Annotated in this window: 23 protein-coding genes; 8 read left to right on the forward strand and 15 right to left on the reverse strand. The window is 65.3% G+C overall.

The window, feature by feature from the left end:
• Positions 1-72: 72 nt before the first annotated feature.
• Positions 73-1,803 carry a type IV-A pilus assembly ATPase PilB gene (pilB, locus tag VPH47_RS04345; RefSeq protein WP_153855680.1) on the forward strand — a complete coding sequence of 577 codons (1,731 nt, stop codon included), beginning with the start codon at positions 73-75 and terminating at the stop codon, positions 1,801-1,803.
• A gap of 151 nt (positions 1,804-1,954) precedes the next feature.
• Here the strand turns inward: pilB and VPH47_RS04350 are convergent, their stop codons facing one another.
• The 5 genes from VPH47_RS04350 to VPH47_RS04370 form a co-directional block, all read right to left on the reverse strand.
• On the reverse strand, positions 1,955-2,389 hold the full coding sequence (locus VPH47_RS04350; RefSeq protein WP_368850203.1) for a hypothetical protein: 435 nt from the start codon (positions 2,387-2,389) through the stop codon (positions 1,955-1,957).
• A 20-nt stretch (positions 2,390-2,409) separates the two neighbouring features.
• The gene (locus VPH47_RS04355; protein ID WP_368850204.1) at positions 2,410-3,534 is read right to left on the reverse strand and encodes a hypothetical protein; all 1,125 of its coding nucleotides are present in this window, start codon (positions 3,532-3,534) and stop codon (positions 2,410-2,412) included.
• 292 nt (positions 3,535-3,826) lie between these two features.
• Complete coding sequence (locus VPH47_RS04360) at positions 3,827-4,336, reverse strand: hypothetical protein (protein ID WP_368850205.1); 510 nt, start codon at positions 4,334-4,336, stop codon at positions 3,827-3,829.
• 224 nt (positions 4,337-4,560) lie between these two features.
• Positions 4,561-5,934: a sigma-54 dependent transcriptional regulator gene (locus VPH47_RS04365; RefSeq protein WP_110713353.1), complete on the reverse strand. Its 1,374-nt coding sequence runs from the start codon at positions 5,932-5,934 to the stop codon at positions 4,561-4,563.
• Positions 5,935-5,994: 60 nt separating this feature from the next.
• Positions 5,995-7,608 carry a PAS domain-containing sensor histidine kinase gene (locus VPH47_RS04370; RefSeq protein ID WP_164162034.1) on the reverse strand — a complete coding sequence of 538 codons (1,614 nt, stop codon included), beginning with the start codon at positions 7,606-7,608 and terminating at the stop codon, positions 5,995-5,997.
• Positions 7,609-8,013: 405 nt separating this feature from the next.
• Between VPH47_RS04370 and sucC the strand changes: the two genes are divergently transcribed.
• Both sucC and sucD read left to right on the forward strand, forming a co-directional pair.
• Entirely contained in the window at positions 8,014-9,183 is a 1,170-nt protein-coding gene (sucC, locus tag VPH47_RS04375; protein WP_004154430.1) for an ADP-forming succinate--CoA ligase subunit beta, read from the forward strand.
• Between the two features lie 20 nt (positions 9,184-9,203).
• A complete protein-coding gene (sucD, locus tag VPH47_RS04380; RefSeq protein WP_005410793.1) occupies positions 9,204-10,079 on the forward strand; it encodes a succinate--CoA ligase subunit alpha in 876 nt (291 codons plus the stop codon).
• A gap of 117 nt (positions 10,080-10,196) precedes the next feature.
• Here sucD and VPH47_RS04385 read toward each other — a convergent pair whose 3' ends face one another.
• The 6 genes from VPH47_RS04385 to VPH47_RS04410 all read right to left on the reverse strand — a co-directional run bounded on the left by VPH47_RS04385 (position 10,197) and on the right by VPH47_RS04410 (position 15,529).
• The gene (locus tag VPH47_RS04385; protein ID WP_180846435.1) at positions 10,197-11,954 is read right to left on the reverse strand and encodes an ABC transporter transmembrane domain-containing protein; all 1,758 of its coding nucleotides are present in this window, start codon (positions 11,952-11,954) and stop codon (positions 10,197-10,199) included.
• 51 nt (positions 11,955-12,005) lie between these two features.
• Positions 12,006-12,275: a hypothetical protein gene (locus VPH47_RS04390; RefSeq protein WP_049447475.1), complete on the reverse strand. Its 270-nt coding sequence runs from the start codon at positions 12,273-12,275 to the stop codon at positions 12,006-12,008.
• A 318-nt stretch (positions 12,276-12,593) separates the two neighbouring features.
• Positions 12,594-13,610, reverse strand: coding sequence for a TraB/GumN family protein (locus tag VPH47_RS04395; protein WP_368850206.1), 1,017 nt, complete (start codon positions 13,608-13,610; stop codon positions 12,594-12,596).
• Positions 13,604-14,617 (reverse strand): hypothetical protein, encoded by a 1,014-nt coding sequence (locus tag VPH47_RS04400; protein ID WP_368850207.1) that lies wholly within the window; start codon positions 14,615-14,617, stop codon positions 13,604-13,606. Before VPH47_RS04400 ends, VPH47_RS04395 begins: the two co-directional genes overlap by 7 nt.
• Positions 14,611-15,285: a hypothetical protein gene (locus VPH47_RS04405; protein WP_368850208.1), complete on the reverse strand. Its 675-nt coding sequence runs from the start codon at positions 15,283-15,285 to the stop codon at positions 14,611-14,613. Before VPH47_RS04405 ends, VPH47_RS04400 begins: the two co-directional genes overlap by 7 nt.
• 58 nt (positions 15,286-15,343) lie before the next feature.
• The gene (locus VPH47_RS04410) at positions 15,344-15,529 is read right to left on the reverse strand and encodes a hypothetical protein (protein ID WP_141097650.1); all 186 of its coding nucleotides are present in this window, start codon (positions 15,527-15,529) and stop codon (positions 15,344-15,346) included.
• 345 nt (positions 15,530-15,874) lie between these two features.
• On the opposite strand from VPH47_RS04410, the gene VPH47_RS04415 reads away from it, so the two are divergent.
• The gene (locus tag VPH47_RS04415) at positions 15,875-17,509 is read left to right on the forward strand and encodes an NAD+ synthase (RefSeq protein ID WP_110713344.1); all 1,635 of its coding nucleotides are present in this window, start codon (positions 15,875-15,877) and stop codon (positions 17,507-17,509) included.
• 114 nt (positions 17,510-17,623) lie between these two features.
• Here the strand turns inward: VPH47_RS04415 and VPH47_RS04420 are convergent, their stop codons facing one another.
• Both VPH47_RS04420 and VPH47_RS04425 read right to left on the reverse strand, forming a co-directional pair.
• Entirely contained in the window at positions 17,624-18,826 is a 1,203-nt protein-coding gene (locus tag VPH47_RS04420; protein WP_368850209.1) for a lipase family protein, read from the reverse strand.
• Between the two features lie 209 nt (positions 18,827-19,035).
• The gene (locus VPH47_RS04425) at positions 19,036-19,923 is read right to left on the reverse strand and encodes an outer membrane protein assembly factor BamD (RefSeq protein ID WP_110713341.1); all 888 of its coding nucleotides are present in this window, start codon (positions 19,921-19,923) and stop codon (positions 19,036-19,038) included.
• Between the two features lie 113 nt (positions 19,924-20,036).
• On the opposite strand from VPH47_RS04425, the gene rluD reads away from it, so the two are divergent.
• From rluD to VPH47_RS04445, 4 genes are read left to right on the forward strand one after another with little or no spacing between them, the layout of a single operon-like run.
• Positions 20,037-21,026 carry a 23S rRNA pseudouridine(1911/1915/1917) synthase RluD gene (rluD, locus tag VPH47_RS04430; protein ID WP_110713339.1) on the forward strand — a complete coding sequence of 330 codons (990 nt, stop codon included), beginning with the start codon at positions 20,037-20,039 and terminating at the stop codon, positions 21,024-21,026.
• Complete coding sequence (gene pgeF, locus VPH47_RS04435; protein WP_368850210.1) at positions 21,026-21,796, forward strand: peptidoglycan editing factor PgeF; 771 nt, start codon at positions 21,026-21,028, stop codon at positions 21,794-21,796. Before rluD ends, pgeF begins: the two co-directional genes overlap by 1 nt.
• 20 nt (positions 21,797-21,816) lie before the next feature.
• Positions 21,817-22,323 carry a DUF4166 domain-containing protein gene (locus VPH47_RS04440; protein WP_368850211.1) on the forward strand — a complete coding sequence of 169 codons (507 nt, stop codon included), beginning with the start codon at positions 21,817-21,819 and terminating at the stop codon, positions 22,321-22,323.
• Positions 22,298-22,735, forward strand: a complete 438-nt coding sequence (locus VPH47_RS04445) for a thiol-disulfide oxidoreductase DCC family protein (protein WP_368850212.1) — start codon at positions 22,298-22,300, stop codon at positions 22,733-22,735. The genes VPH47_RS04440 and VPH47_RS04445 overlap by 26 nt, the downstream gene beginning before the upstream one ends.
• A 125-nt stretch (positions 22,736-22,860) precedes the next feature.
• Here the strand turns inward: VPH47_RS04445 and otsA are convergent, their stop codons facing one another.
• Together otsA and VPH47_RS04455 are read right to left on the reverse strand one after the other, a co-directional pair.
• The gene (gene otsA, locus VPH47_RS04450; protein WP_324187307.1) at positions 22,861-24,225 is read right to left on the reverse strand and encodes an alpha,alpha-trehalose-phosphate synthase (UDP-forming); all 1,365 of its coding nucleotides are present in this window, start codon (positions 24,223-24,225) and stop codon (positions 22,861-22,863) included.
• Positions 24,222-26,003, reverse strand: a complete 1,782-nt coding sequence (locus VPH47_RS04455) for a glycoside hydrolase family 15 protein (RefSeq protein WP_368850213.1) — start codon at positions 26,001-26,003, stop codon at positions 24,222-24,224. Before VPH47_RS04455 ends, otsA begins: the two co-directional genes overlap by 4 nt.
• Between the last annotated feature and the right edge of the window lie 36 nt (positions 26,004-26,039).

Consider the following 26,039-nt stretch of genomic DNA (forward strand, 5'->3'; position numbering starts at 1 on the left):
GTTAGTATGTCACCCCTATGCACTACACAGCGACCGCTGCGGGCGGCCGCCTTGGGCCAGTAAAGGATCCCTATGAACGCCGTAACCACCGCCAATCTCGTCGGCATCACCGGCCTGGCCCGTCGCCTGGTCCAGGATGGTGCGCTGGACGAGGCTTCCGCCCGCGATGCCATGGCCAAGGCTGCCGCCGCCCGGCAGCCGCTGCCGACCTGGTTCGCGCAGAACAAGGTGGTTGGGGCGGCCCAGCTGGCAGCCGCCAACGCGGTCGAGTTCGGCATGCCGCTGTTCGACGTGTCCACGTTCGACGCCAGCCAGAACGCCATGAGCCTGGTCAGTGAGGAGCTGCTGCGGAAACACAATGTGCTGCCGCTGTTCAAGCGCGGCGGCAAGCTGTTCGTCGGCACCAGCAACCCGACCCACTCGCTGGATGAGATCAAGTTCCACACCAACCTGGTGGTGGAGCCGATCATCGTCGATGAGGACCAGATCCGCCGGACGTTGGAGCAGTGGCACGCCAGCCATGACACCCTCGGTGACGCCCTGGGTGGCGACGACGAGGGCATGGGAAACCTGGAAGTCGCGGCTGGCGACGAGGACCTGGGGGCCGGTGGCGACTCCGGCATCGACGCCAAGGGTGACGACACCCCGGTGGTGAAGTTCGTCAACAAGGTGCTGGTGGATGCGATCCGCAAGGGCGCTTCGGATATCCACTTCGAACCCTACGAAGACGATTACCGGGTGCGCCTGCGCATCGACGGCCTGCTGAAGATGGTGGCGCGCGCGCCGGTGAAACTGAACCAGCGCATTGCCGCGCGCCTGAAGGTGATGGCGCAGCTGGATATCGCCGAGAAGCGCGTGCCGCAGGACGGTCGCATCAAGCTGAACCTGTCCAAGTCCAAGCAGATCGACTTCCGCGTCAGCACGCTGCCGACCCTGTTCGGCGAGAAGGTGGTGCTGCGTATCCTCGATGGCAGCGCGGCCAAGCTGGGCATCGACAAGCTGGGTTACGAGCCGGACCAGCAGAAGCTGTTCCTGGAAGCCATCCACAAGCCCTACGGCATGGTGCTGGTGACCGGCCCGACCGGTTCGGGCAAGACGGTGTCGCTGTATACCGCGCTGGGCATCCTCAACGATGAGACGCGCAACATCTCCACCGCCGAAGACCCGGTGGAAATCCGCCTGCCCGGCGTCAACCAGGTGCAGCAGAACAACAAGCGTGGCATGACCTTCGCGGCGGCGCTGCGCTCGTTCCTGCGACAGGATCCGGACATCATCATGGTCGGCGAAATCCGCGACCTGGAGACGGCCGAGATTGCGATCAAGGCGGCGCAGACCGGCCACATGGTGCTGTCCACACTGCATACCAACGACGCGCCGCAGACCATCGCGCGACTGATGAACATGGGTATTGCGCCCTACAACATCACCAGCTCGGTGACGCTGGTGATCGCCCAGCGCCTGGCGCGCCGGCTGTGCGGCAACTGCAAGAAGCCTTCCGATCTTCCCGCGCACGCGTTGCTGGCCGAGGGCTTCACCCAGGCGCAGTTGGATGCAGGCGTGCAGTTGTACGAGGCGGTGGGCTGCGATGAGTGCACTGAGGGCTACAAGGGCCGTACCGGCCTTTACCAGGTGATGCCGATGACCGATGAGATCGCCACCATCGTGCTGGCTGGCGGTAATGCGCTGCAGATTGCCGAGGCAGCGCAGCAGATCGGGGTGAATGATCTGCGCCAATCCGCGCTGAAGAAGGCGGCGGCGGGCATCACCAGCCTGGCCGAGATCAATCGCGTAACCAAGGATTGATGTAGAGCCGAGCCTATGCTCGGCTGAGCGCCCCCCTCAGAAGGTGCCGGGCTTGCTTGGCATGCGCTCAGAAAATGGGGGCAGAGCCTGAGCTCTGACCCCTGGCCACAGCAGCCACGCGTGGCGTGGTTCTACGGCGTTTTCTGATTCGTCACTCGATCCTGAGCAGATACATGTTGATGGCTGCCTGGTTGGTGACGTCATCGGAATAGATGATGGACAGCAGCACGGGGTCCCCCTTGTCGCACGACCACGGGGGCGTGGATGCCGTCGCTACCTTTGCCTTGCCATCTGGCGTGAAGTCAAGACAACCCATCGGCTGGTAAATCAGCTTGTTCGACCCGGTGATGTCGGTGGTGACTCCATTGGGGGCAATCAGTTTGATCTGGAACTGGACGGTGGAGCCCGCTTTCACGCCGGAAATCGCTGCCCGAGCCGCCGCCTTTACGTTCTCGCCATCTCCCTCGATTGGTATTTTCGATAGCTCCCACTCACCAGTGAGTTCCTTGCCCTGTAGAGAGGCTTTCAGCGACCAGGTCGGGCGCGCATCGTCCTGTGCTGCCGCGTTGAAGCTGCCCAGTGCCAAGCAAAATCCGGCGAGTGCCGTCAGGGTCCAACTTCGCATACTTTCCCCTTGAGATCGTTGTTGATGGGTGTGGGAAGCCCTGACGTTTCTCGCTCGGCGAGGCAGAGAGACCTCACTTCCTCGCGGACGGCGGTGATCACGACGCTACCGAACTCGTAGTAGGGCTGGGGGAGCCCGGGTTGGGTTTCCCTCAGGCATGGTTCGATCTTGCTGCCGACCAGGTCCCAGTCCTGCTTGGTGCCGCAGCCATGTACTACCAAACTGTTACGTAGATCGGTCCTGACGTGATACCAGCCCATCAGGGCGAAGCACTGCTGCTTGCCGATCCAGGTGCCGCCCGACTTCAGTCGCAATGCCGCCATGGTGACGTTGCACATGGCCTCTATGTTGGGCCAGAAGCCATCCTGATCCAGGTACGGACGCACGAAGCCGGGAATGACGGTATCCATCCACTTGCAGTTGTCCATCTGGCAGCGCAGCTCGCAGGACTCCCGGGCGATACAGGTCTGCTGCACGTGGAAGGGATGTGTGGGGGCGGAAGATGGCGGTGTGGTTGCCTCAAGCTCGGCGATGCTCTTGCCGCAACCGAAATCCTTGTTTTCCGGGTAGCTGGCGCAATCGTTGGGACGACGCCAGCATTCGCCGGTGCTGTAATCCTTGACGGTAAAGCCGGGCTTGCAGGATGCAACGATTGCCGCGACCTGCACATCCTTGTGCGTGGCTCCCGGAGGTGAGAGACCGTCGGGCCGATAGCTATAACAGGTATGCGTGAACGTTACGCTTCCATACCACGTCTGCGGGTATGAGTAGTACGTCACATCTTGGTTGGTGATGTCGGCAGTGCCACAGTGTGTCCACCACGCCGAGCCCGCTGATTGCTGCCTGTCCCATCCTGCAAGGAGCAGATAGTCCTTGACTGCCCGATCGCGTGCAGCCTGCTCAGTAGGAAGCGATTCGCTGTTGTAGCCCCATGCCGCATTCTTGCCGCCAGCGAAGCGGGCACAGGCGCCGCCTTGGCAGGAAGCCCGGAACTGGAGATTTTTCTTCAAGTCCTGCGCATTTGCCACGGATGGCAATGCAGCGCAAGCGAGGATGACACTCAAAACCAACAGGCGGAAAAGCACGCCTGACGCAATCCATTGCATCTTTTTGTTCCTGATCCTGAAAGGATGTCGCGACTATATCCCGGCGATGGGGCCTGCCGTGGTGATATCGGTCGATGATTTGTGATCTGCGACGTTTGTCCCGATTCCTCTGTATGCAGAGGTGAAGGCCGTATCCGCTCAGCAACCCTCGGCCTCTGAGTTACCCGGAGATGGGTTCAGAGCCTGGGTTCTGACCGACCACAGCGGCCACACAAGACATGGCATCCCTCTGCTTCGCATCATCAGCATGATCTCGCCCACGTTTCTGCTGCACGCTTGGTGGCATCCCTCATCAACGCACTCCATAGCGTCTGGCCCTCCAGTGCCTGGCATGTGCCGGATGCTCACCGAGGCCGGTCGGGCAGCCGCCAAGTTGCAGGGCCCAGCCGATCCATGCGGTCTGGTCACGCTCCTCTGGATATTCGTGTTCCACAAGCGCCAGCATCTCGGTCGCCACGCGATGCCGCGCCTCGCGTGATTCAAGCGAAGGCGCAGACTGCACGCGGTCCTTGAGCGGTTGCAACAGTTGGTCTGCCCGGCACAGGCGGATGAGTTTCTTGAATTGCTCACCTGACCAGCGCACCGAGGTCACGCTATCGCTCGGCAGTGCATCGGTGGGCGGTACCAGCGTCATCGCCTGGCTATCCCAATCCGACAGCCACCATTCGTGCCAAGGGGCGCAGAACGATGCGGCCTGTGCGGGCGTCCGCACGGTCATGGCCGCGCGTAGCACACCGCCATCGGCGAGGTGGGTGCAGCGCAGCCCATAATGTTCGCCGTCGCGCATCCACAGGCGTAGCATGTGCTTCTCCATTGCCTGCGGTGTTCTGGATGGGCAAAGCGCCCACTGGCAAAGAGTAGGAAAGCAGCGATGCGAGCGACAGAGTTTGGCGCGACTGCGTCCGCAGTTAGGGTCAGAGCCTAAACTCTGACCCCGGCTGTGGCAGCCCCATGCGAGTGTTGGAAGTGACGTTTCGGATCAGCAGACGGGGGCAGAACTCGGGCGCGGCCCCCATTCCCACACCCTCATTCCATCCCCAGCTTCTTCAGCTTGTAGCGCAGCGCGCGGAAGGTAATTCCCAGCTGCGCGGCGGTACGGGTCTTGTTCCAGCGGTTCTCTTCCAATGCGCGCTGGATGGCACTGCGTTCCAGCTGCTCGATATACGAGGGCAGGGCGGCGCTGCCAGGCTGCAGGTCCACCACCGCTTCGGCGTGCGCTGCGCTGCCGGGCGCGCGCGGGGCGTGCTGCGGCAGGCGCAGGTCGTCGGCGCCGATGCAGTCTTCCTCGGCCAGGGCCAGCGCACGCTCCAGGATGTTCTCCAGTTCGCGCACGTTGCCGGGGAAGGCGTACTGCGCCAGCGCCTCCAGTGCCGAGGGTGCCAGCAGCGGGGTGGCGCGGCCGTGGCTGCGGGCCAGGCGTGCCAGTACCGCGGCGGCCAGTTCCGGCAGGTCCTGGCGGCGCTCGCGCAGCGGTGGCACCTTCAGTTCAATCACGTTGATGCGGTAGTACAGGTCGTGGCGGAAGCGCCCGTCCTCGACCAGCTCGGCCAGATCCTTGTGGGTGGCCGAGAGGATGCGCACGTCCACCGGTTCTTCGTTGGCTGCGCCGACGGCGCGCACCGACTTCTCCTGGATCGCGCGCAGCAGCTTCACCTGCATCTGCAGCGGCAGCTCGGCCACTTCATCCAGGAACAGGGTGCCGCCGTGCGCAGCCTGGAACAGGCCGGGCTTGTCGGCATGCGCACCGCTGAAGCTGCCCTTGCGGTGGCCGAAGAATTCGCTCTCCATCAGCTCGCCGGGAATGGCACCGCAGTTGACCGGCACGAACGGGCCGGCCGCACGTGCGCCCTGGGCGTGGATGGTGCGTGCCACCAGTTCCTTGCCCACGCCCGATTCGCCGAGGATGTAGACCGGTGCCTGGCTGCGCGCAACCTTGCCGATGGTGGTGCGCAGCACGTCCATGGCCGGCGAAGCACCCAGCAGGCGTGCGCCTTGTTCGGCAGCAGGGCCGGGCGCGGGGCGTTCGGCGTTGTTGAGTTCCAGTGCGTGCTTGACCAGGCCGCGCAGCACCGAGATGTCCACCGGCTTGCTGACGAAGTCGAAGGCGCCGGCTTTCAGCGCCTCCACCGCCAGGTCCATGCTGCCGAACGCGGTGATCATCGCCACCGGCGTGCGCGGGTAGTGCTGGGCGATCTCGCTGACCAGCTCGATACCGTTGCCATCCGGCAGCCGCATGTCGGTGATGCACAGGTCGTACGGATTGCTGGCCAGCAGCTCGCGCGCTTCGGCCAGGTTGGCGGCGGTACTGATGCGCAGCCCCATGCGGCCGAGGGTCAGTACCAGCAGTTCGCGGATGTCGCGTTCATCGTCGACGACGAGGGCGCTGCGGGTTTCGTTCATGGGCGTGAAAGATAAACGAGGGGGCTGGAAGCGACAAATGTTTGACGCACAGAATCGGAATCAGGTGGGCAGCAGCGTGTGCGGGCCGGGCAGCACCAGGCGGAAGCAGGAGCCACCGGCGGGCACCGGGATGTAGTCGAGGCGGGCCTGGTTGGCCCGGCACAGCTCGCGGGCGATGTACAGGCCCAGGCCGGTACCGTGCTCCGAGGTGGTGAAGAACGGGCGGAACAACTGCGCCGCCACGGTCTCGGGAATACCGGGGCCGCGATCCATCACGTCAATCACTGCGCTGCGTTCGTGCTGCGCCACGCGCAGGCGCACGCGGGCCGGCTGCTGGCCGATGCGGCCGTATTTCAGGGCGTTGTGCACCAGGACGGTCAGCACCTGGTAGAGGTGTTTCGTGTCGACCTGGGCCATCACCGAGATCTCGCTGATGATCGGTTCGATGCTGTCGGTCTCCAGCGTCTGGCCCTGTTTGTACTCCAGCACGAAGCGGCGCACGAAGGCGACCAGGTCCACGTTCTCGGGCGTGGCGCGTTCGCGACGGGCCAGGCCCAGCACGCTCTCGACGATGCCGTTGGTGCGCTGGCACTGCTGGCGGATGATCTGCAGCAGGCGGCGGTCGCTCTCGTTGAAGCCGGTGCCTTCCTCGAGCAGCTGCACGGCGTAGTTGATCGCCGCCAGCGGGTTGCGGATCTCGTGGGCGAGGCTGGCCGAGAAGCGGCCCATCGCCGACAGGGTGAGCGATTCGGCGCGGCGTGAGACCACGCTGGAATCGTCCAGGAACACCAGCGATAGCTCGCTGCCGGCCAGCAGGCGGGCGAAGCGCGGCTGCACTTCCGGTTGGTCGGGGTTGAGCTGCAGTGGCAGTTCGTCCTGGGCCCAGCCGTTGCGCCAGCGCTGCAGGCGGCGCGCCAGTTCCGGCGCGGCGCTGGCCAGGTCCAGGCGTCCCGTCTCACCGATGCCGTCGTTGTCGCCGAGCAGCATCGACGCGGCTTCGTTGGCCAGGGTGATGCGGTTGTCGGCGTCCACCACCAGCACGCCGGTACGCATGCGCCGGATGATCAGTTCGTTGATCTGGAACAGGTTGGCCACTTCGTCGCCGCGCTGGTTGGCCAGCTGCTGGTTGCGGCGGGCGCGGCTGCCCACCTGGTAGCTGATGAAGGCCAGTGCCAGGTAGCTGGTGGCAAACATGGCCAGCTCGGCCAGGGTACGGGTGGGGTCGCCGCCTTCCAGCAGCTTCCAGGTGTACTCGACACCCGTGGCGAGGCTGGCGGCCAACGCCAGGCCCAGGCCCAGGCTGAGCGGCAGCAGGGTGGCGGCGGCGGCGATGTTGAACAGCAGCGACATCGAGATGCCGGCACTGGCACCGGGCAGCGCGTGTGACAGCAGGGTGGCGGCGACGATGTCCACCATCACCCCGGTGACCACGATCGGGCGCAGCCAGCGTTCGTTGCGGCCGATCACCAGGGCCAGCAGCGACAACGCCAGATAGATGACCGCAACCACATCGGCCAGCCGTGGGTGATGGGCTTCGCCGACCATGGCCGACAAGGGGCTGTAGAGCAGGGCGGCGATGACCGAGGCGATCAGCACCCGGTACAGCGCGAAGAAGTACAGCTCACGCCGCGGGATCGATTCGATGCGGTCGATCAATGAAGCACTGGGTGACACGCCGGAACTCCCCTTCTGGCTGCCTGGGTCTGGAATCTGCGACAGGCCTGCCTGGCGTCCCCTGAAGCCGGGCGGGCATGTCGCTTCGAAGTGGCCCGCGGTGGAAGCCGTCGAGCACCCCCGACTCTACACACCCTGGTTGACCAGTATAGGGCCCCCGCACAGGTGCCGCCGGAGCGCCCTGGATCGCGCATTTGGCCCGCCGTGGATACCGGTGGGCAACGGCGGCCCCGGCGCAACTGCCTGAATGACGGTGGAAATCTGACCGGGTCTGGCGTTTTGTACAGACTTCTTTGCGCCCCGGCGCCGGCTCGGCCACAATAGTGGGCCCGCCGCGGTCCATGCCGGCGCCCCGCCGGGGCCCTGAGGAATTGCGTGCGGTCGTTCCTATTCCCACGGTGACGCATGAATTTCCACGAATACCAGTCAAAACAACTGCTTGCCGAGTACGGCATCCCGGTCCCGGCCGGCAAGGTCGCTGCGACCCCGGACGAAGCTGTTGCCGCTGCCAACTCCCTGGGCCAGGGCCCTTGGATGGTCAAGGCGCAGATCCACGCTGGCGGCCGCGGCAAGGCTGGCGGCGTCAAGTTCTGCAAGACCACCGACGACGTGAAGGCCGCTGCGGCCAAGATGCTCGGCACCAAGATGGCCACCTACCAGACCGCTGGCGTTGAACTGCCGGTCAATCTGGTGCTGGTGACCACTGCCGGTGAAATCGTCAAGGAACTGTACCTGTCGGTGCTGGTCGACCGTGGCACCAAGACCATCACCTACATCGCTTCTTCGGAAGGCGGCGTGGAGATCGAGCAGGTCGCGGCTGAAACCCCGGAGCTGATCCACTCGCTGAACGTCGACTTCGTCGAAGGCGTGCAGGGTTACCACGGCCGTGATTTCGGCTTCAAGCTGGGCCTGACCGCCAAGCAGGCCGGCCAGTTCGCCAGCATCATGGTGAACCTGTACCGCCTGTTCAACGAAAAGGACCTGGCGCTGGTTGAAATCAACCCGCTGGCCATCCTGGACGACGGCAACCTGTACGCGCTGGACGGCAAGTTCGACAGCGACGACAACGCCGCGTTCCGCCAGAAGGCCCTGGTCGCCATGCGCGACAAGACCCAGGAAGATCCGACCGAAGTGATCGCTTCGGAGCTGGACATCAACTACGTCACCATGGACGGCAACATCGGCTGCATGGTGAACGGCGCCGGCCTGGCCATGGCCACCATGGACGTCATCAAGCTCAACGGCGGCGAGCCGGCGAACTTCCTGGACGTGGGCGGCGGTGCCAACAAGCAGCGCGTCATCGAAGCGTTCAAGCTGATCCTGTCCTCGGACAAGGTTGAAGGCATCTTCGTCAACATCTTCGGCGGCATCGTCCGCTGCGACATGATTGCCGAAGGCATCATCGCCGCCGTGAAGGAAGTGGGCGTCAAGGTTCCGGTCGTGGTGCGCCTGGAAGGCACCAACGTGGAAGAAGGCAAGCAGCTGCTGCGCGACAGTGGCATGGCCATCATCCCGGCTGACAACATCAACGATGGCGCCAAGAAGATCGTTGAAGCTGTCAAGAACGCTGCCTGATCCGACACCAAGGAATTCCCATGTCTGTTTTGATTAACAAGAACACCAAGGTGATCGTGCAGGGCTTCACCGGCCAGCAGGGCACCTTCCACGCCACTCAGATGATCGAGTACGGCACCCAGGTTGTTGGCGGCGTGACCCCGGGCAAGGGTGGCACCACCCATATCGACCTGCCGGTCTTCAACACCGTTGCCGACGCCGTGCAGAGCACCGGCGCCAACGCTTCGGTCATCTACGTGCCGCCGCCGTACGCGGCCGACGCGATCCTGGAAGCCGCTGCTGCCGGCATCAAGGTCATCGTCTGCATCACCGAAGGCATCCCGGTGCTGGACATGCTGCGCGTCAAGAACGTGCTGACCCGTTCGCATCCGGACACCGTGCTGATCGGGCCGAACTGCCCGGGCGTCATCACCCCGGGTGAGTGCAAGATCGGCATCATGCCGGGCCACATCCACCAGCCGGGCAAGATCGGCATCGTGTCGCGTTCGGGCACCCTGACCTATGAAGCGGTCAAGCAGACCACTGAAGTCGGCCTGGGCCAGTCCACCTGCATCGGCATCGGTGGTGACCCGATCAACGGCCTGAACTTCGTCGACTGCCTGAAGCTGTTCAACGAAGACCCGCAGACCGAAGGCATCATCATGGTTGGCGAAATCGGCGGCGACGCTGAAGAAGCCGGCGCCGAGTACATCAAGAACCACGTGAAGAAGCCGGTCGTCGGTTTCATCGCCGGTGCGTCGGCTCCGGCCGGCAAGCGCATGGGCCACGCCGGTGCGATCGCCTCGGGCGGCAAGGGCACTGCTGAAGGCAAGTTCGCCGCGATGGAAGCTGCCGGTGTTGTCACCGTCCGCTCGCCGGGCGATCTGGGCGCTGCCATCGCCAAGCTGGTGAAATAAGATCGACTGCCTCCGGCAGACGATTCTGTAGAGCCGGCCGCTGGCCGGCTGCTTGAAACAGAAAGGCCGCCTCCGGGCGGCCTTTCCTGTTCTGCGGGTGGCACGCTACGGTGGCCATTATTCGACCATGGCCTGCATCTGCGGCCTGATCAGGTCGCGGTATCGAGCGCTGCGGATCAGCAGTTCTTCGTGCGACCCGGTGGCGGCGACCGCACCTTCATCGATGAGTACGATTCGATCGGCGGCAAGAATGGTCTGCAACCGGTGTGCGACGATGAGCGTGGTCGGCCCCGTGCCCGTTCCGAAAACATGGTCATGTACCGCCTGTTCGGCGTGTGAATCGAGCGCCGATGTAGGCTCGTCGAGCAGCAGGATATCGGCCCGCTTCAACAGTGCGCGCGCAATGGCTACCCGTTGCTGCTGGCCGCCTGACAATCGGGCTCCGCGTTCGCCCAAGGGCTCATCGTAGCCAGCGGGCAATTCATTGATGAAGGCATCTGCGCCTGAAGACACTGCTGCGTTCCTGACATCCTCGTCGGTAGCGTCGAGCTTGCCGTATCGGATGTTCTCAAGCACGGATCGGCCGAAAATCGCCGGCGCCTGCGAGATCGTGCCGATAGCGTTGCGGATGCTTGCAGGCTGGAACGTGGAGATATCGTGGCCGTCGATGAAGATGGCGCCCGCCCGCACGGGATGCAGGCGCAGAAGCAGCGACAGCAGCGTACTCTTGCCCGCGCCGGATGCGCCCACGATGGCGACCTTTTCCCCCTTCGCAATGTCCAGGTTCAAGCGTCGCAGGACGGGCCTGTCGGGCGCAGCGGCATACCAGAAATCGACATTCTCGAATCGGATGCATCCCTGCAGAGCCTGCACCAGCCTGGTTTCCTGCGCCTCATGGTGTGGCAGGTCACCAAATGCGGTGATGCGATCAGTCGCTCCGGCGGAGCGCTGCAGCGCGCCCCATGTGTCCAGAAGCGCGGCGGCGGCCATGCCGCACATCACGGCATACATGGCGAACTGTCCCAGCTGGCCCGCCGAGAGCGTCCGGTCCATGACCTTGTGGGTGCCTGTCCATAACACAGCGGTGATGCCCAGCAGCATGACGATCAATGACAATGCCGTCAGCACAGACTGCCAGGTCGTGCGCCGACGAGCTCCGCTGACGCTGGCATCGAGCGTCGCCGCATGGCGCTCTGTCTCGAAGGGTTCGCGGGCGAAATCCTTGACCGCCCTGATATGGCCCAGCGCTTCCGCCGCAACGACGCGCGATTGCGCAAGCAGATCATTGTAGTCGCGCGCGCTGGCCCGCAGGTGCTTGGAGCCCACGGCGATGGGAACCGATGCAAACGGGATGGCGGCGATCGTCAGCAGCGCCAGGCCAGGGTCGGTAATGAACAACATGGTGACCGCACCGGCCAGCATGATTCCGCTGCGTATTGCCACAGAGAAGCTGACCCCGATGGCTATCCGCAGGTGCTCGATATCCGAGGTCAATCGTGAAAGCAGTTCCGTTGATGGCTGCTGCTGATGGAATTCCAGCGGCTGGACGAGCAATCGTGAGAACAGCTGCCCCCGCAGGTCATTGGTTACTTCGTCAGCGAGGCGATTGATGAAGTAGACCCGCATTGCCGTGGCCACGCCAATCGCCACTGAGATCAAGGCAAGTGTCAGGAAGATGTTGTCGATCTTCTCCAGGCTGTTCAGGTCCAGGCCGCGGTTGCCCCTTGCGGCGATGGGAACGGCAAGGGCGAACGTGGTTGCAACCACGATGCTGGTCAGTGCACCCGCCAGGAGTGGCAGGTGGTTGCGCGAAAGACTCGCCAGCAGCCGGAGGGTACGTGCCACCGGCATGGCCTTCTCGAGGGCTTTATTCACACCCGGCGCTCCTGTCAGTTCCAGTTGCTGGAGCAAGCACCATGGCGATGGCTAGTTCATGCACTTGCGCTGCTCCATCGTCCTGATGATGGCCTCGGCACTGCCGGGGTTTGATGCAAGCGCCTGCCGCAGTTCTGCGCACGCCATCCTCCGCCCCATGCGTGCATACCTTCCCATCCATGAGTTGTCTTCGACGCTCACCTGCAATGTGGGCTCGCGCGCCGGAAAGGCGGCCTGGGTCGGTCTTGTCAGGGAGGGGCGCTTGAACGAGATATCATCTGGACGAATGGCAAGGTCGAGCGGTGCGGGGGCAACAGCCATCGCAGGTCCAGGTGCTTCATCGACCACGTCCAGCGTGGGCCTGCGGGGCGCCGCAGATGCAACTGGCAGCGCCGGGCCAGCAGTCCAGCCGGGCCCTCCCAATGCCCGGGGCATGGCAGCGGGAACGGGCGCCCGCGCGAGAGGGCGCTCGATGAACACGAGCGATACCCTCGTTTCATCATCCCCGACGTTTACAGGTGACCTGCCGGCGACCTGGCACAGCAGGATCAGCAAGGCCAGTTGCGCTGCCGATGCCAGGAAAAGCGCCGATAGTCGTTCCACTCGAGGCGACATCGGTCGGTCACTGCGGGAGGGCGTTCAAGGTGACTCAACCTCATATCCGCGCTGGCGCAGCGCATCGATGTATCCGTCGTTGCCGGACAGGTCGGCGATGGGAAGCACCGCGAGCGTCGTCGTGTTGGTCTGCAGTGCCTTGTCTGCGGCCGCAAGCCATTTCTCCCTTACGACCGTGCGGATGTCGGGCATGCCAAAAGCACGGGCTGCGGGCGCGTTGCTGAGCGAGTCCGTGCATAGTTCATCCCGTTTCGAGGTCAGGGATACGTCGATCCGGGCGGTCTCGCCCGTAGACCATGCATTTGCGTTGGTTACCAGGCGATCCATGCCGGATTCGACAAGATCCATGGTTGCCACCAGGCAGGCGCTGTCGTCGATCGACGTTGACCTGACTGCCTTGAGCATCTGCGCGGCGTTCTGGCGCGAGAGCTTGAGCGTATATCGAGGTGTGTGCAGTCCGATGCCGCGCGCCTTCACTTCGGCGACGATGACGGGAGCGACCACCCCCTTGCTGCTCAGGCCACGCTGGGCCATCACCGCCGACATCAGCTCGTCCGCCGCGGCAAGCGGGCGCTTGCCTTCGAGGTTGCTGCGGCCAGCGAGGTACGTGTCGCGCAGATTCTGCCAGCGCGCGTATACATCCGGTGCCAGGATGTCTTTGAGTTGCGCATTGCCAGGATTGTTCTGTGCCTTCATGTAGCTGTAGCCAAGCGACAGCTTGCCGAGCCAGCCGGTGTCGACGTCTACGGTGAAGGATGGCTCCCACAGCACGGCCTGAGCCTCGGCAATCACCTCTCGCACCGCTGCCGAATCCCATGTGATCGAGGATGGCACCGGCTTGAGCGTGCCCAGGATCCAGAGTGTGTGCTCGCCACGCGAGACTCTCCAGAGTCCGGGACCCGGTGCAACCCCGGACACCACGACGGTATCAAGGGTGCGCAATGGGGGCTCGGTGGCATCTGCTGCGGCGGCGCAGTTGATGCCCGCCGGGGAAAGCGCCGATGCAATGAGGAGCACAAGACGTGATTTCTGTTTCAGCATGTGGGTGCCGTTGCGTCTCTTCTCAGGTCAATTACTGCGGTAGGGGCGAGCATGTCGGGGTCGCGGGCCAGCATCCCGGCCACGCGCGCCACATCGGACCTCGGCACCTCAAGATGAGGGCCGTTCTGGGCGATGTGTTGCCGTACGTTCTGCCAGTAGATCAGCTGGTGCTGCATGTGGTGTTCATAGAAGGCGAAGAGCCCGCGCATGACGCGGTAGTCGTCTGCAAGCAGCCTGCGTTCGGACTGGCCCTGTGCTGCAGGTGCCGGCTCAGCGCACGGCGGTGCGAAAACGCTCCTGAAGCCCAGGCCCGACGCGACGGGGGTGGAGATCATCGGGACGATCAGCGCATCGGTTCTGCGGGACAATGCGGCGGTGCCGAGCATGATGCTCATCGAGCGCTTGCAGAAGCTGATGGGGTACGTGGCGTTCTCGTCCTTGAAAACGTCCGGCAGGATGAAGACGGCTGCGCCTGCCCTCAGTTCACGGATGGCTGTTGCCAGGCCTTTGCGGGTGTCATGGACGAAACCAACACCGTTGTCCTCGTTCCAGAACCAGCCGTTGAGCCTGTCGAAGATTTCGTTGCCTGGATGGGTTTCCGGGTTTCCATAGAACAGGAAGGTTTTCCGCTCGTGCCGTAAACGCTCCGCCAGCATGATGATCGACAGAATGTAGTGGGCATGGTGCGGCACTGCGATCAGAAGCCCGCGTGGCGTGCGTGCCAGTTCATCGAATGCGCTGTAGTCCGTTCGGTCGGCGCGACTGAGCAGGGACAGGAACTCGGTCCGGTTCCCACGCCGCAGAACGTTGGCAACGAACAGCTTCTGCAGGTACCAGTAGTAGTATTCGCCAAATCTCGTGTTTCCCGATTCGGCGCAGGCAACACGCAGGTAGTGCTCGTCGTCGTCGGTCAGAGGGGTCTTGATGATCGACTCGATCCAGGCAATCCGCCGATCAAGGCGGCGCAAGGGACGGGCAAGTTGAGTCAACAATTGCGGAATCAGCATGCAAGCCTTCCCTGTCGATCAACGACATCGCCTTCAAGCGTATCGATCGCTTCCATCAAGGCGTCGAGTTCGGCATCGATACTGTCGGGTTGGTACTGTGCCAGCAGTGCGGATCGGAACATCCTGATCTTTCTGCGCGCGTTGTATGTCCTGATCGCCGGCCTGCGCAGTGACTGTTGTTCGCGCAGCAACCATTGATCCCCCAGGCTGCTGCACTGGTGAAGATGGTCGATGATCCCGTGCAGGATCGCGCTGCTGTCGGCCGAATGGGCCTCGATCGTGGAATAGCCCTGTATGCCCCAGAACGACAGTGCATAGCTGTAGCGCTGATTGAGGATCATTTCGAGCGGCGAGACGTAGATGTCCTCGCGCGAGGTCCGAATCAGCAGGGTTGCTTCGTGTGCTGAGACAAGCTGGTCCGAGAAAATGACGAGTGCTGGTCGCTGGCCGGACTGCGCCAGCCGAACCATGCCGCTTGCGCTCAACCCAGGGCTGTTCTCGTTACACACAACGCGTAGGCGCCCTGCATCTGCGAGCTGTCTGCTTCTGGTCAAGACTGCACGCGTGGATGGCAGGACCAGCGCAAGCGCGTTGGTGCCAGCGTGGTCACTGCCTGCATAGGCATGGAGGCTCCGCTCGAACTCCTCCGGTGCGTTGAATCCATCCATGGAATGTGCTCTCGATAATGAAGAGGGCGAAGGCAACCGCCTTCGCCCTCGATCTGCGTCAGTTGATGCCCGGGTCGATTTCCGGCACGCAGTCATTGCCGTTGCTGCCGCAACAGTCCGAGCAGAACAGTGCTACCGCACCATTCCTCACCACTTCAAATGCGGTGCCAATCGACGTTGCGTCTTCGGCCCTCTGCAGCATCCCAGCTTCAAAGCCTGCGACATCCAATGCCATAGAACTCATCCTGATTCTCCATTCCAATTGGATACAGCGATCAATAGCCGGACCGAATTGGCCGGCCAATCTGGACACAACGTCCAAATTCCTTTTTGAACCAGCTTGCGCGGTGATCTGAGCCGTCGAAGGTGATCACCATGAATTTTTCGTGAATGGGAGAGTGCTACTGATGAAGGCGAAAATCAATAGCCCCAGGACGGACATTCGAGGAGGCGATGGCAGTGCTTGGCCGGCAGGGAAACGTGGTCCTGGTCTGCGCGACGCGGGGCGGACCGATCGCATGCATCGGGCCTGACCGGTCCGTGTCCAAAGGCCTAGAATGGTGCAATTGCAACCACAGGCTGGATTCCCATGGCTTCGATCCGCATCGCGATGGCGCAGTTCGATTTCCCGGTCGGCGATGTCGCCGGCAACACCGAGCGCATCATCGAGATGATCGGCCAGGCGCGCGACGAGTATGGCGCCGAGCTGGTGATGTTCCCCGAGCTGGCGGTGAGCGGTTATCCGCCGGAGGACCTGCTGCTGCGTCCCGGCTTCCTGTACGAATGCGAGCAGGCGATGGGCCGTATCGCTGCTGCCTGCCGTGGCATCACCGCCGTGGTCGGCTGGCCGCAGGCGGCTGGCGCGGTGGTCTACAACGCCGCCAGCGTGCTGCGTGACGGCCTGGTCGAACAGACCTACCGCAAGCGCGAGCTGCCCAACTACGCGGTGTTCGATGAGCGCCGCTACTTCGATGTCGATCCGGATGGCGGCAGCTGCGTGTTCGAGGTCAACGGCATTCCGGTGGGCCTGCTGATCTGCGAGGACCTGTGGTTCGCCGAACCGCTGGCCGACACCATGCGCGCCGGTGCGCAGCTGGTGGTGGTGCCCAATGCTTCGCCGTACGAGCGTGGCAAGCACGCCCAGCGCGATGCCGTGCTGGCGGCGCGCACCCGCGAAAGCGGCGCGGCGATTGCCTACCTCAACGTGGTCGGTGGCCAGGACGCGCTGGTGTTCGACGGCGCCTCGGTAGTGGCTGATGGTGACGGCACGGTGCACCCGGCCGCCGCCGCCTTCGTCGACCAGTGGCTGGTGGTGGAGTACGACGGTGAGACCCGCCGCTTCATGCCGCACGTGTGGATGGACGACGGCGACGAGAGCATGGACGCGCTGGCCTGGCGCGCGGTGACCCGTGGCATCCAGGACTACTGCCGCAAGAACGGCTTCAAGAAGGTGTGGCTGGGCCTGTCCGGCGGCATCGACTCGGCGATCGTGCTGGCCATGGCCGTGGACGCGATGGGCGCCGAGAACGTCACCGCGGTGCGCCTGCCCTCGCGCTACACCGCAGGCCTTTCCAACGACCTGGCCGCCGAGCAGTGCCAGGCGCTGGGTGTGAAGCTGGAGGCAGTCTCGATCGAACCGGCGTTCAAGGGCCTGATGGAATCGCTGGCGCCGATGTTCGAGGGCACGACCCCGGACGTGACCGAAGAGAACCTGCAGTCGCGCAGCCGTGGCGTGATCCTGATGGCGCTGGCCAACAAGTTCGGTGGCCTGCTGCTGACCACCGGCAACAAGAGCGAGTACGCGGTCGGCTACGCCACCATCTACGGCGACATGTGCGGTGGCTACGCGCCACTGAAGGACCTGTACAAGACGGAGGTGTTCGGTCTTTCCAAGTGGCGCAACACCGTGGGCGGCGCGCCGGTGATCCCGCCGGCCGTGATCAGCCGCCCGCCGTCGGCCGAGCTGCGCGAGAACCAGCTGGACCAGGATTCGCTGCCGGCCTATGACGTGCTGGACGGCATCCTGTACCGCTACATTGACCAGGAGCAGTCGCGCACGGAGATCGTGGCCGCCGGCTACGACGCGGCCGTGGTCGACCGCGTGCTGCGCCTGGTGCGCATCAGCGAGTGGAAGCGGCACCAGGCCGCGCCGGGGCCGAAAGTCTCGCGCCGCGCCTTCGGCCGCGAACGTCGTTACCCGATCAGCAACGGCTACAAGGGCTGAAGCAGCGGTTGGCGGGTAGTGCCGGCCGCTGGCCGGCAACCCGTTGGCCCCTCTCCGGTGGGTGCGGACCTTGGTCCGCACAATGGTCGAAGACCATCCACGCTTGGCGTGGATCTACCGGACTTCGTCAAGCAGCTGTTCGAAGCCGGCGGTTTCGGAAACATCGTCGAAGTGGCCGTCCCCCAGCCGTGCCCGCACGAACGCCAGACCCTCCGCAGCGGCCGCGTCCAGCGTGCCGCGATGGTCGACCGGGTAGCGCCGGAACGCGACCGGCTCGCCACGCAGGGCCAGGCCTGCGGCATACAGCAGGGTGGTCAGGTAGGGCACGTCGCGGTCCTCACTGCCATGGCCCAGCATCAGCGGCTGGCTGAAACCGCGGCGCGGTACGCCGAGATAGTCGTACAGCACTGCCCAGATGCCCGGCACGCTGGTCAGCGGTGCAGTGAACATGCTGCCGGTATCCGCGCCGTCCAGCGTGGCGGCCAGTTCGCCCAGGCACTGCTCGCGTGCCACTGCCACGCGGGCGCGGCCGGTGTCGCTGAGGACGCGGTCGATCTGCGGCGCGACCTGCAGCAGGCCATCAAGCAGGTACGCGTGATAGGCGTTGAGCGCGCCAGGATTGGCGGTGCGGTTGTCGGGCTTCATCACCAGCGCGGTCAGCTCGACTGCGGTAGGCGTGCCGGTGGTGAAGCTGCCACGGTAGTGCTGGGAAGGACCACCATAGGTGGGCGCCAGGTGCCCGGCCGTGAGCGCAGCGGCACCACCCTGCGAATGACCAACCGAGACCCAGCGCGGCGACAGCGCTGATGCGCCCAGATATTGGCGGCTGGCCTTGACCAGATCGATGGCGTTGCGGGCCGCCGTGCGGACGTGCAGGTAGGCGTGGTTGCCGGGGCTGCCGAGCCCCTGGTAGTCGGCAGCGACCACGGCATAGCCCTGGGCCAGGAACTGGTCGAGGAAACGCCCGTCGCGTTCGGGCTGGTAGGGGCCCGAGACCGAGGGCGCGCAGCGATCGGCGATGCCCTGGGTGCCATGTGCCCACGACACCACCGGCCAGCCCCCGATGGGCGCCGCGCCCGCGGGGAGATACAGCAGGCCGGTGCCTTCGGCCAGCTGGCCGCGGTGGTCGGGGGTGCGGTAGTGCAGCTTGTACGCTTGCGTGGCCTTGGAGGGCACCCATGACGCGCGATAGGGCGCGGCGGACAGCAGATCACCCGGCGCGGCCGGCGCGGCGCTCAGGGGACTGGACGACAGGACCAGCAGGGCCGTGGCGATGACGCTCGAGAGGGGCCGGAAACGACGGGGCAGTGGGGACATGGGCGCTCCTTGACGGCCGGGATGGCCGTTGCGCCGCAGTGTGGAGGGGCTCGTCCGCGCCGATTGGGACCAGCGTCGCAACCCTTGGGGATTCGTAGGATTCCTAGGTGGGCTCCGGGACGCCGCCGCGCGCTGAGCGTCCTGCAGGAAGCAGTCGAGCATGGCTCGACTCTGCAGAAAGAAGAAAGGCCCCTTGCGGGGCCTTTTTCTTATTTCTTTTCCAGTCGCGCGTTGCGCTGGCCGGTGCTGGCGGACTTCTCGCCGGCGAACGGGTTCAGCTTGCGGATCATCCACGGGTACTTCGGCCACTTGCCTTCCAGCCACGGGTGGTCCGGCTGGTTCAGCTGCAGGACGCGGCGGGCGTCGTCGGCCAGGGTCTTGTTGCCCAGGTGGGTGTAGGAATCAGCCAGCACAGCTACGGCGTCGTACTGGAATGCGCTCTGCGGGTAGGTTTCCAGCAGGTAGTTGGCGCGGCCGGCAGCCGAGACCCAGGCGCCGCGGCGCATGTAGTACAGGGCGTTGTCCAGCTCGTGCTGGGCGAACACGTCACGCAGCTCCAGCATGCGCTGGCGCGCATCGGCGGCGTAGCGGCTGTTCGGGTAGCGGTCGACCACGATGTTGAAGTCCGAATACGCCTGGTGCGGCGTGGACAGGTCGCGGCGGCTGGCATCCAGTGACCATACGCGGCGCAGGAAAACCGTACTGCGGTTGGAGTTGGCCAGGCCGCGCAGGTAGTACAGGTACGCGATGTTGCGATGGGTCGGGTAGGTACGGATGAAGCGGTCGATGCTGGACACCGCGTCATCGTGCTTGCCGGCCTTGTACTGCGCGTAGGCGGTTTCGATCATCGCCTGTTCGGTGTACGGACCGTACGGATACTGGGCCACCAGGCGGCGGAAGCTGGTTTCAGCGCCGCTCCAGTTGCCACCCTGCATCAGCTTGTGGCTCTTCTCGTACAACTGTTCGACCGGCGTCCCTTCATCGGGGCGATCCCCCTTCTTGGCACCACGGTGGCAGCCGGTGGCGGCGATGACCAGCACCAGCAGCAGGGCGGTGAGGCGGACGGGCGCGGAGAGCATGGCGGAGCGTCGGATCATGAGGTCGAGGCGGGACGCGGCTGGAATACGAAGGGTCGATGATAGCCTAGTGTCCTGTCCAGCGACTGAAACCGGCCGCCGGGACCCCAAAATTTCAAAGAATGCCCCCTGCCATGTCTGAACAACCCTCTGAATCGGCCCGCCAGGCCATCGTCCCCGACACCGCTGCCGGCCGTCGTTTCGACGCCGTGGTGGCCGAATTGTTCCCCGAATACTCGCGTTCGCGCCTGACCGAGTGGATCAAGGCCGGTGAGGTGCTGCTGGACGGCGCCCAGGCGCGCCCGCGCGATCCGCTGCGCGGCGGCGAGCTCGTGACCCTCAATGTGGTGCTCGAGACCCAGACCGACGCCCAGCCGGAGGACATCCCGCTGGACGTGCTGTTCGAGGACGAGCACCTGCTGGTGATCAACAAGCCGGTGGGCCTGGTGGTGCACCCGGGCGCGGGCAACCACAGCGGCACCCTGGTGAATGCCCTGCTGTTCCGCGACCCCTCGGTGGCGGTGCTGCCGCGCGCCGGCATCGTGCACCGCCTGGACAAGGACACCAGCGGCGTGATGGTGGTGGCCAAGACCCTGGAAGCGCAGACCGCGCTGGTCGAGCAGCTGGCCGCGCGCGACGTGCACCGCCAGTACCTGGCCATCGTGATGGGTGCGCTGGTGGCCGGCGGTACCGCCGATGCCCCGATCGACCGCCACCCGCGCGACCGCCTGAAGATGGCCGTGCGCGAGGACGGCAAGGAAGCGATCACCCATTACCGCCTGCGCGAGCGCTTCCGTGCGCACACCGCGCTGGAGTGCCGCCTGGAAACCGGCCGTACCCACCAGATCCGCGTGCACATGGCGCACGTTCGCCATCCGATCATCGGTGACCCGCTGTACGGCGGTGCGCTGAAGCTGCCCAAGGGCGCCAGCGACGAGCTGGTGGCCGCGCTGCGCGGCTTCAAGCGCCAGGCCCTGCACGCCGAGACCCTGGAGTTCACGCATCCGATCACCGGTGAGCCGGTGCGCAACACCGCGCCGGTGCCGGACGACATGCTGCACCTGATGAAGGTGCTGCGTGAGGACAGCGAAGCCTTCGCCGCGCGCGAGCGGGACCGCTGGTGATGGCCGCCGCGCTGCCAGTGCTGCAGGCGGACTGGCCGGCGCCTCCGGGCGTCCATGCGCTGACCACGCGTCGGCACGGTGCGGGCATCTCGCCGGCGCCGTTCGCGCAGTTCAACCTGGGCAACCGGCACGCGGCCGATGGTGATACCCCGGCCAACGTGGAGCACAACCGCCAGCTGCTGCAGCAGGGGCTGGCACTGCCCTCGGCACCGCACTGGCTGCGCCAGGTGCACAGCAGCACCGTGCTGCGCTTCACCGCGCCGCCGGTGGCAGGCGCCAGCGAACCGGTGGCTGACGCTGCGGTGACCTCGGTGCCGGGCGTGGTGCTGGCGATCCTGACCGCCGACTGCCTGCCCGTGGTGTTTGCCGCGGCCGATGGCAGTGAAGTGGGCGCGGCCCATGCCGGTTGGCGTGGGCTGGCCGACGGCATGCTGGAGGCCACGGTGGCCGCCATGCAGACCCCGCCCGCGCAGCTGCGCGCGTGGCTGGGCCCGGCGGCCGGGCCGACCGACTACGAGATCGGCGAGGAGGTCTTCCACGCTTTCGTCGGCCATGATCCGGCGGCCGAGGTGGCGTTCGCGGCGACGCGCCCGGGGCACTGGAAGGTGGACCTGTTCGTCCTGGCACGCCAGCGCCTGCAGGCGGCGGGCATGGACCCGGCGCAGGTGTATGGCGGCACGGTGTCGACCATGGCCGATCCGGACCTGTATTCGCACCGGCGCGACCGTCGCACCGGGCGCATGGCGACCCTGGCCTGGATCGCGCCCTGACCCCGCCGCTGTTCGCGCGCGTGCTGGGGCCGGCCTTCGCCACCCTGGCCGCGCCGGTGCAGGTGCTGCATGCCGCGCCGTTGCCTTGCCGCTACGTGGGGCAGGCGCGCATCGTGAGAGGGCGGCACTGGCTGGTGCCGCTGCTGGCCGCGTTGGCGCGGTTGCCGAAGGACGGTGACGCGCTGCCCACCGAAGTGGTGTTCAGCGCGCACGGGCAGGGCGAACGCTGGGCGCGACGATTCGGTCGCTGGCCGATGGTGTCGCGGCTGTGGGTACACGAGGGATACCTGCGCGAGCAGCTGGGGGCGGTGCGCTTCGAGTTCGACCTGCAGGCCCGCGACGGTGGCATCGACTGGTCGGTGCGGCGGGTCTGGGCGTTCGGGCTGCTGCCGCTGCCCAAGCGCTGGTTCGGCGGCGTGCGATGTCGCGAAGCGTGGCACGGCCAGCGCTACACTTTCCTGGTCGATGTGACCTTGCCCTGGGCCGGAGCCCTGATCCGCTATGAAGGCTGGCTCGAACCGCAGTGATTCCGCCGCCGAGGCCGGCAGCGCGGTGATCGTGTTTGATGGCGTGTGCGCGCTGTGCAACCGCTGGGTGCGCTTCCTGCTGCGTTTCGACCGCAAGGGGCGCTACCGCTTTGCGGCGATGCAGGGCGCGCAGGGCAGCGCGATGTTGCGCGCGCACGGGCTGGACCCGCAGGACCCAATGTCGTTCCTGTTGCTGGACGAGCAGGGTGCCTGGACCGATACCGATGCGATCCTGCGGGTGCTGGCGGGGCTGGGCGGCGCCTGGCGTCTGAGTGGTGCATTGCGCGTGCTGCCGCGCAGCTGGCGTGATGCCGCGTACCGTGCGCTGGCCCGCAACCGCTACCGCTGGTTCGGGCGGCATGACGCCTGTTACCTGCCCGCACCGGAGCAGGCCGCGCGGTTCCTGGATTGACCGCCGGCCTTCTGTAGAGTCGAGCCATGCTCGACTGGGTTTTTTTTCCCTGCCGATAGCAGTCGAGCATGGCTCGACTCTACAAGAGCCAGTCGAGCAGGCTCGACGCTACAGGCGCGGCCTCGTCAGCCCTCCAGCGCGTCCAGGTAGCTGCGTCGCCAGTGGTTGATGTCGTAGGTGCGCAGGTGCTCCATCATCGCGTGCCAGCGTTCCTTGCGCCTGCGCAGTGACATCGTTGCCGCGGTGGCGATGGCGTCGGCCACGCCGTCCAGATCATGCGGGTTCACCAGCAGCGCCTGCTTCAGCTCGTCGGCGGCGCCGGCCAGCAGCGACAGCACGAGCACGCCGGGGTCTTCCGGGTCCTGCGAGGCCACGTACTCCTTGGCCACCAGGTTCATGCCATCGCGCAGCGGCGTGACCAGGCCCACTGCCGCCGCACGGTAGAAGCCGGTCAGCGTGGCATGGGTGAAGTTCTGGTTGACGTAGCGCAGCGGTGTCCAGTCGGGAGCGGCGTGGCCGCCATTGATGTGCCCGGCGATCTGTTCCAGCTGGCTGCGCAGCTGCCGGTACTCGGTGACATCGCCGCGCGAGACCGGGGCGATCTGCAGGTAGGTCAACGAGCCGTGCTGGTCCGGATGCCGCTCCAGGTAGCGCTCGAAGCCGAGGAAGCGCTCGGGCAGGCCCTTGGAATAATCCAGGCGGTCGACGCCGATGGCCAGCTGGCGGTCGCGCAGGCTGGCGCGCAGATTCTTTACGGCGGCCTTGGTGGCAGCGGTGCCGGCCTGGCGTGCGATCAGCTCGGTGTCGATGCCGATCGGGAACGCCGCCGCACGGAAGCGGCGCCCGCCGGGTGCTTCCAGCTCGCCGTTGTCGAGTACGCGGCCGCCGCCGAACAGGCGCAGGTAGGTCTGGAAGCGATCGGCGTCGCGCTGGGTCTGGAAGCCGACCAGATCGTAGGCATACAGCGCGGAGAACAACCGCAGATGGTCCGGCATCGCCTGCAGCAGGTCGGCCGAGGGCATCGGGATATGCAGGAAGAAGCCGATCCGGCAGCCGATGCCACGCTCGCGCAGCAGCGCACCGAGCGGGATCAGGTGGTAGTCGTGGATCCAGACGATGTCGTCCTCGCGCAGCAGTGGCGCGAGCTTGTCGGCGAACAGCGCATTGACCTTGTGATAGGTCTCGCGGGTGCCGCGATCGTAATCGACCAGGTCCAGGCGGAAGTGCAGCAACGGCCAGAGCGTGCGGTTGGCGAAACCGTTGTAGTAGCCATCGACCTCGCGCTTGCTCAGGTCCAGGGTGACGAATTCGATATCGCCATCCTTCTGCGTGTGCAGCGTGCCGCTACCCTCGCGCACGCTCTTGCCGCTCCAGCCGAACCACATGCCGCCGCGTTCCTTCAACGCGGCCAGCAGGCCCACCGCCAGGCCGCCTGCACGGTTCTCGCCCGGTACGGCCACACGGTTTGAAACCACCACCAGACGACTCACGATGCCTCCTGCCAGGACCGCGACAGGCGCATCGCGGCGGTGATCAGGCCGACATGCGAATAGGTCTGCGGGAAATTGCCCCAGGCCTCGCCGCTGTCGAAGGCCAGATCCTCCGACAGCAGGCCCAGGTGGTTGCGCTGTTTCAGCAGCAGCTCAAACATCCCGCGCGCTTCGTCCATGCGCCCGATCGCTGCCAGCGCATCGATGTACCAGAAGGTGCAGATGGTGAAGCTGGTTTCCGGCTCACCGAAGTCATCCGGTGCGACATAGCGGTACAGCGAATTGCCATGCTTGAGGTCGCGGCCGATGGCGTCGACGGTGGCCACGAAGCGGGCATCCAGCGCATCGATGAAGCCGATGTCTGCCAGCAGCAGCAACGAGGCGTCCAGCCGATGACCACCGAAGGTGTCGGTGAAGTGGCCCAGCGCCTCGCTCCAGGACTCGGCCATGATGCGCGCATGGATGGTGTCGGCACGCTCGCGCCAGTAGTGGGCACGATCATCGCGCTTCAGGCGTACGGCGATCTTGCACAGGCGGTCGCAGGCGGCCCAGCACATCGCGCTGGTGTAGGTGTGCACTTCGGTGCGGCCGCGGAACTCCCACAGGCCGGCATCAGGCACGTCGTGCAGGGCGAACGCCTGTTCACCCAAGGGTTCCAGGCGGGCGAAGGTGTGCGCATCGCCCGGGTCCTGCAGGCGGCGGTCGAAGAACAACTGCGTGGACGCCAGCACCACGCTGCCGTAGACATCGTGCTGGCGCTGCACCCAGGCCAGGTTGCCGCGCCGCACCGGGCCCATGCCGCGGTAGCCGGACAGGCTCGGTACTTCGTCTTCGTCCAGCTTGGCCTCGAAGCCGATGCCGTACAACGGCTGCAGCGTGCCGTCGGTGGTGGCCAGGTTGAAGATGTAGCCGAGGAACTGTTCCATCGTGCGCGTTGCGCCGAGGCGGTTCAGCGCACGCACCACGAACGCCGCATCGCGCAGCCAGCAATAGCGGTAGTCCCAGTTGCGCACGCTGCCGGGGGCTTCCGGTATGGAGGTGGTCATCGCCGCGATGATCGCGCCGCTGTCCTCGTACTGGCACAGTTTCAACGTGATCGCACTGCGGATCACCGCGTCCTGCCATTCCAGCGGAATGGACAGGTAACGCACCCATTCGCGCCAGTAGTCGCGGGTGCGCTGGAAGGCTTCCTGCACGTAGCCACTGATCGAGCGGTTGAGCGATTCATCCACGCCCAGGATCAGGTGGATGGGATGGTTGAGCACGAACGGCAGGCCATCGCGGATGAAGCGCACCGGCACGTCGGTGGTCAGCCGCAGCACGTGTTCGGGCAGGATCCAGCGCACATGGTTGCTGCCCCAGGTGGACTCGGGCACGCGCGCGCCCCAGTCTGCCAGCGGCCGTGCGTGCACGGTGATGCGTGGGCTGCCGGCCAGGGGTCGTACCTGGCGGATCAGGCTGACCGGGCGGTAGAAACGGTCGTTCTGGCGCCAGCGCGGCGCGAAATCGAGGATTTCCAGTTCACCACCGTGCGCGTCGCGCAGCACGGTGCGCAGGATCGCGGTGTTGGTCAGGTATTCCTGCTCGCTGCTCGCGAAGTCCTCCAGCTCGATGGCGAAGTCGCCACCGGTCTGCTGGTTGGGGCCGAGCAGGGCACAGAAGGTGGGGTCGCCGTCGAAGGTGGGCAGGCAGCTCCAGACAACGCGGGCACGTTTGTCGACCAGGGCGCCGAAGCTGCCGTTGCCGACCACGCCCAGATCAAGATCGGGTTGGGTCATCACGCGGTACATCTCGGTTGCGGCCGTGGGGGCCGG

Source organism: Stenotrophomonas sp. WED208 (assembly GCF_040984485.1).
Lineage (GTDB): Bacteria > Pseudomonadota > Gammaproteobacteria > Xanthomonadales > Xanthomonadaceae > Stenotrophomonas > Stenotrophomonas riyadhensis.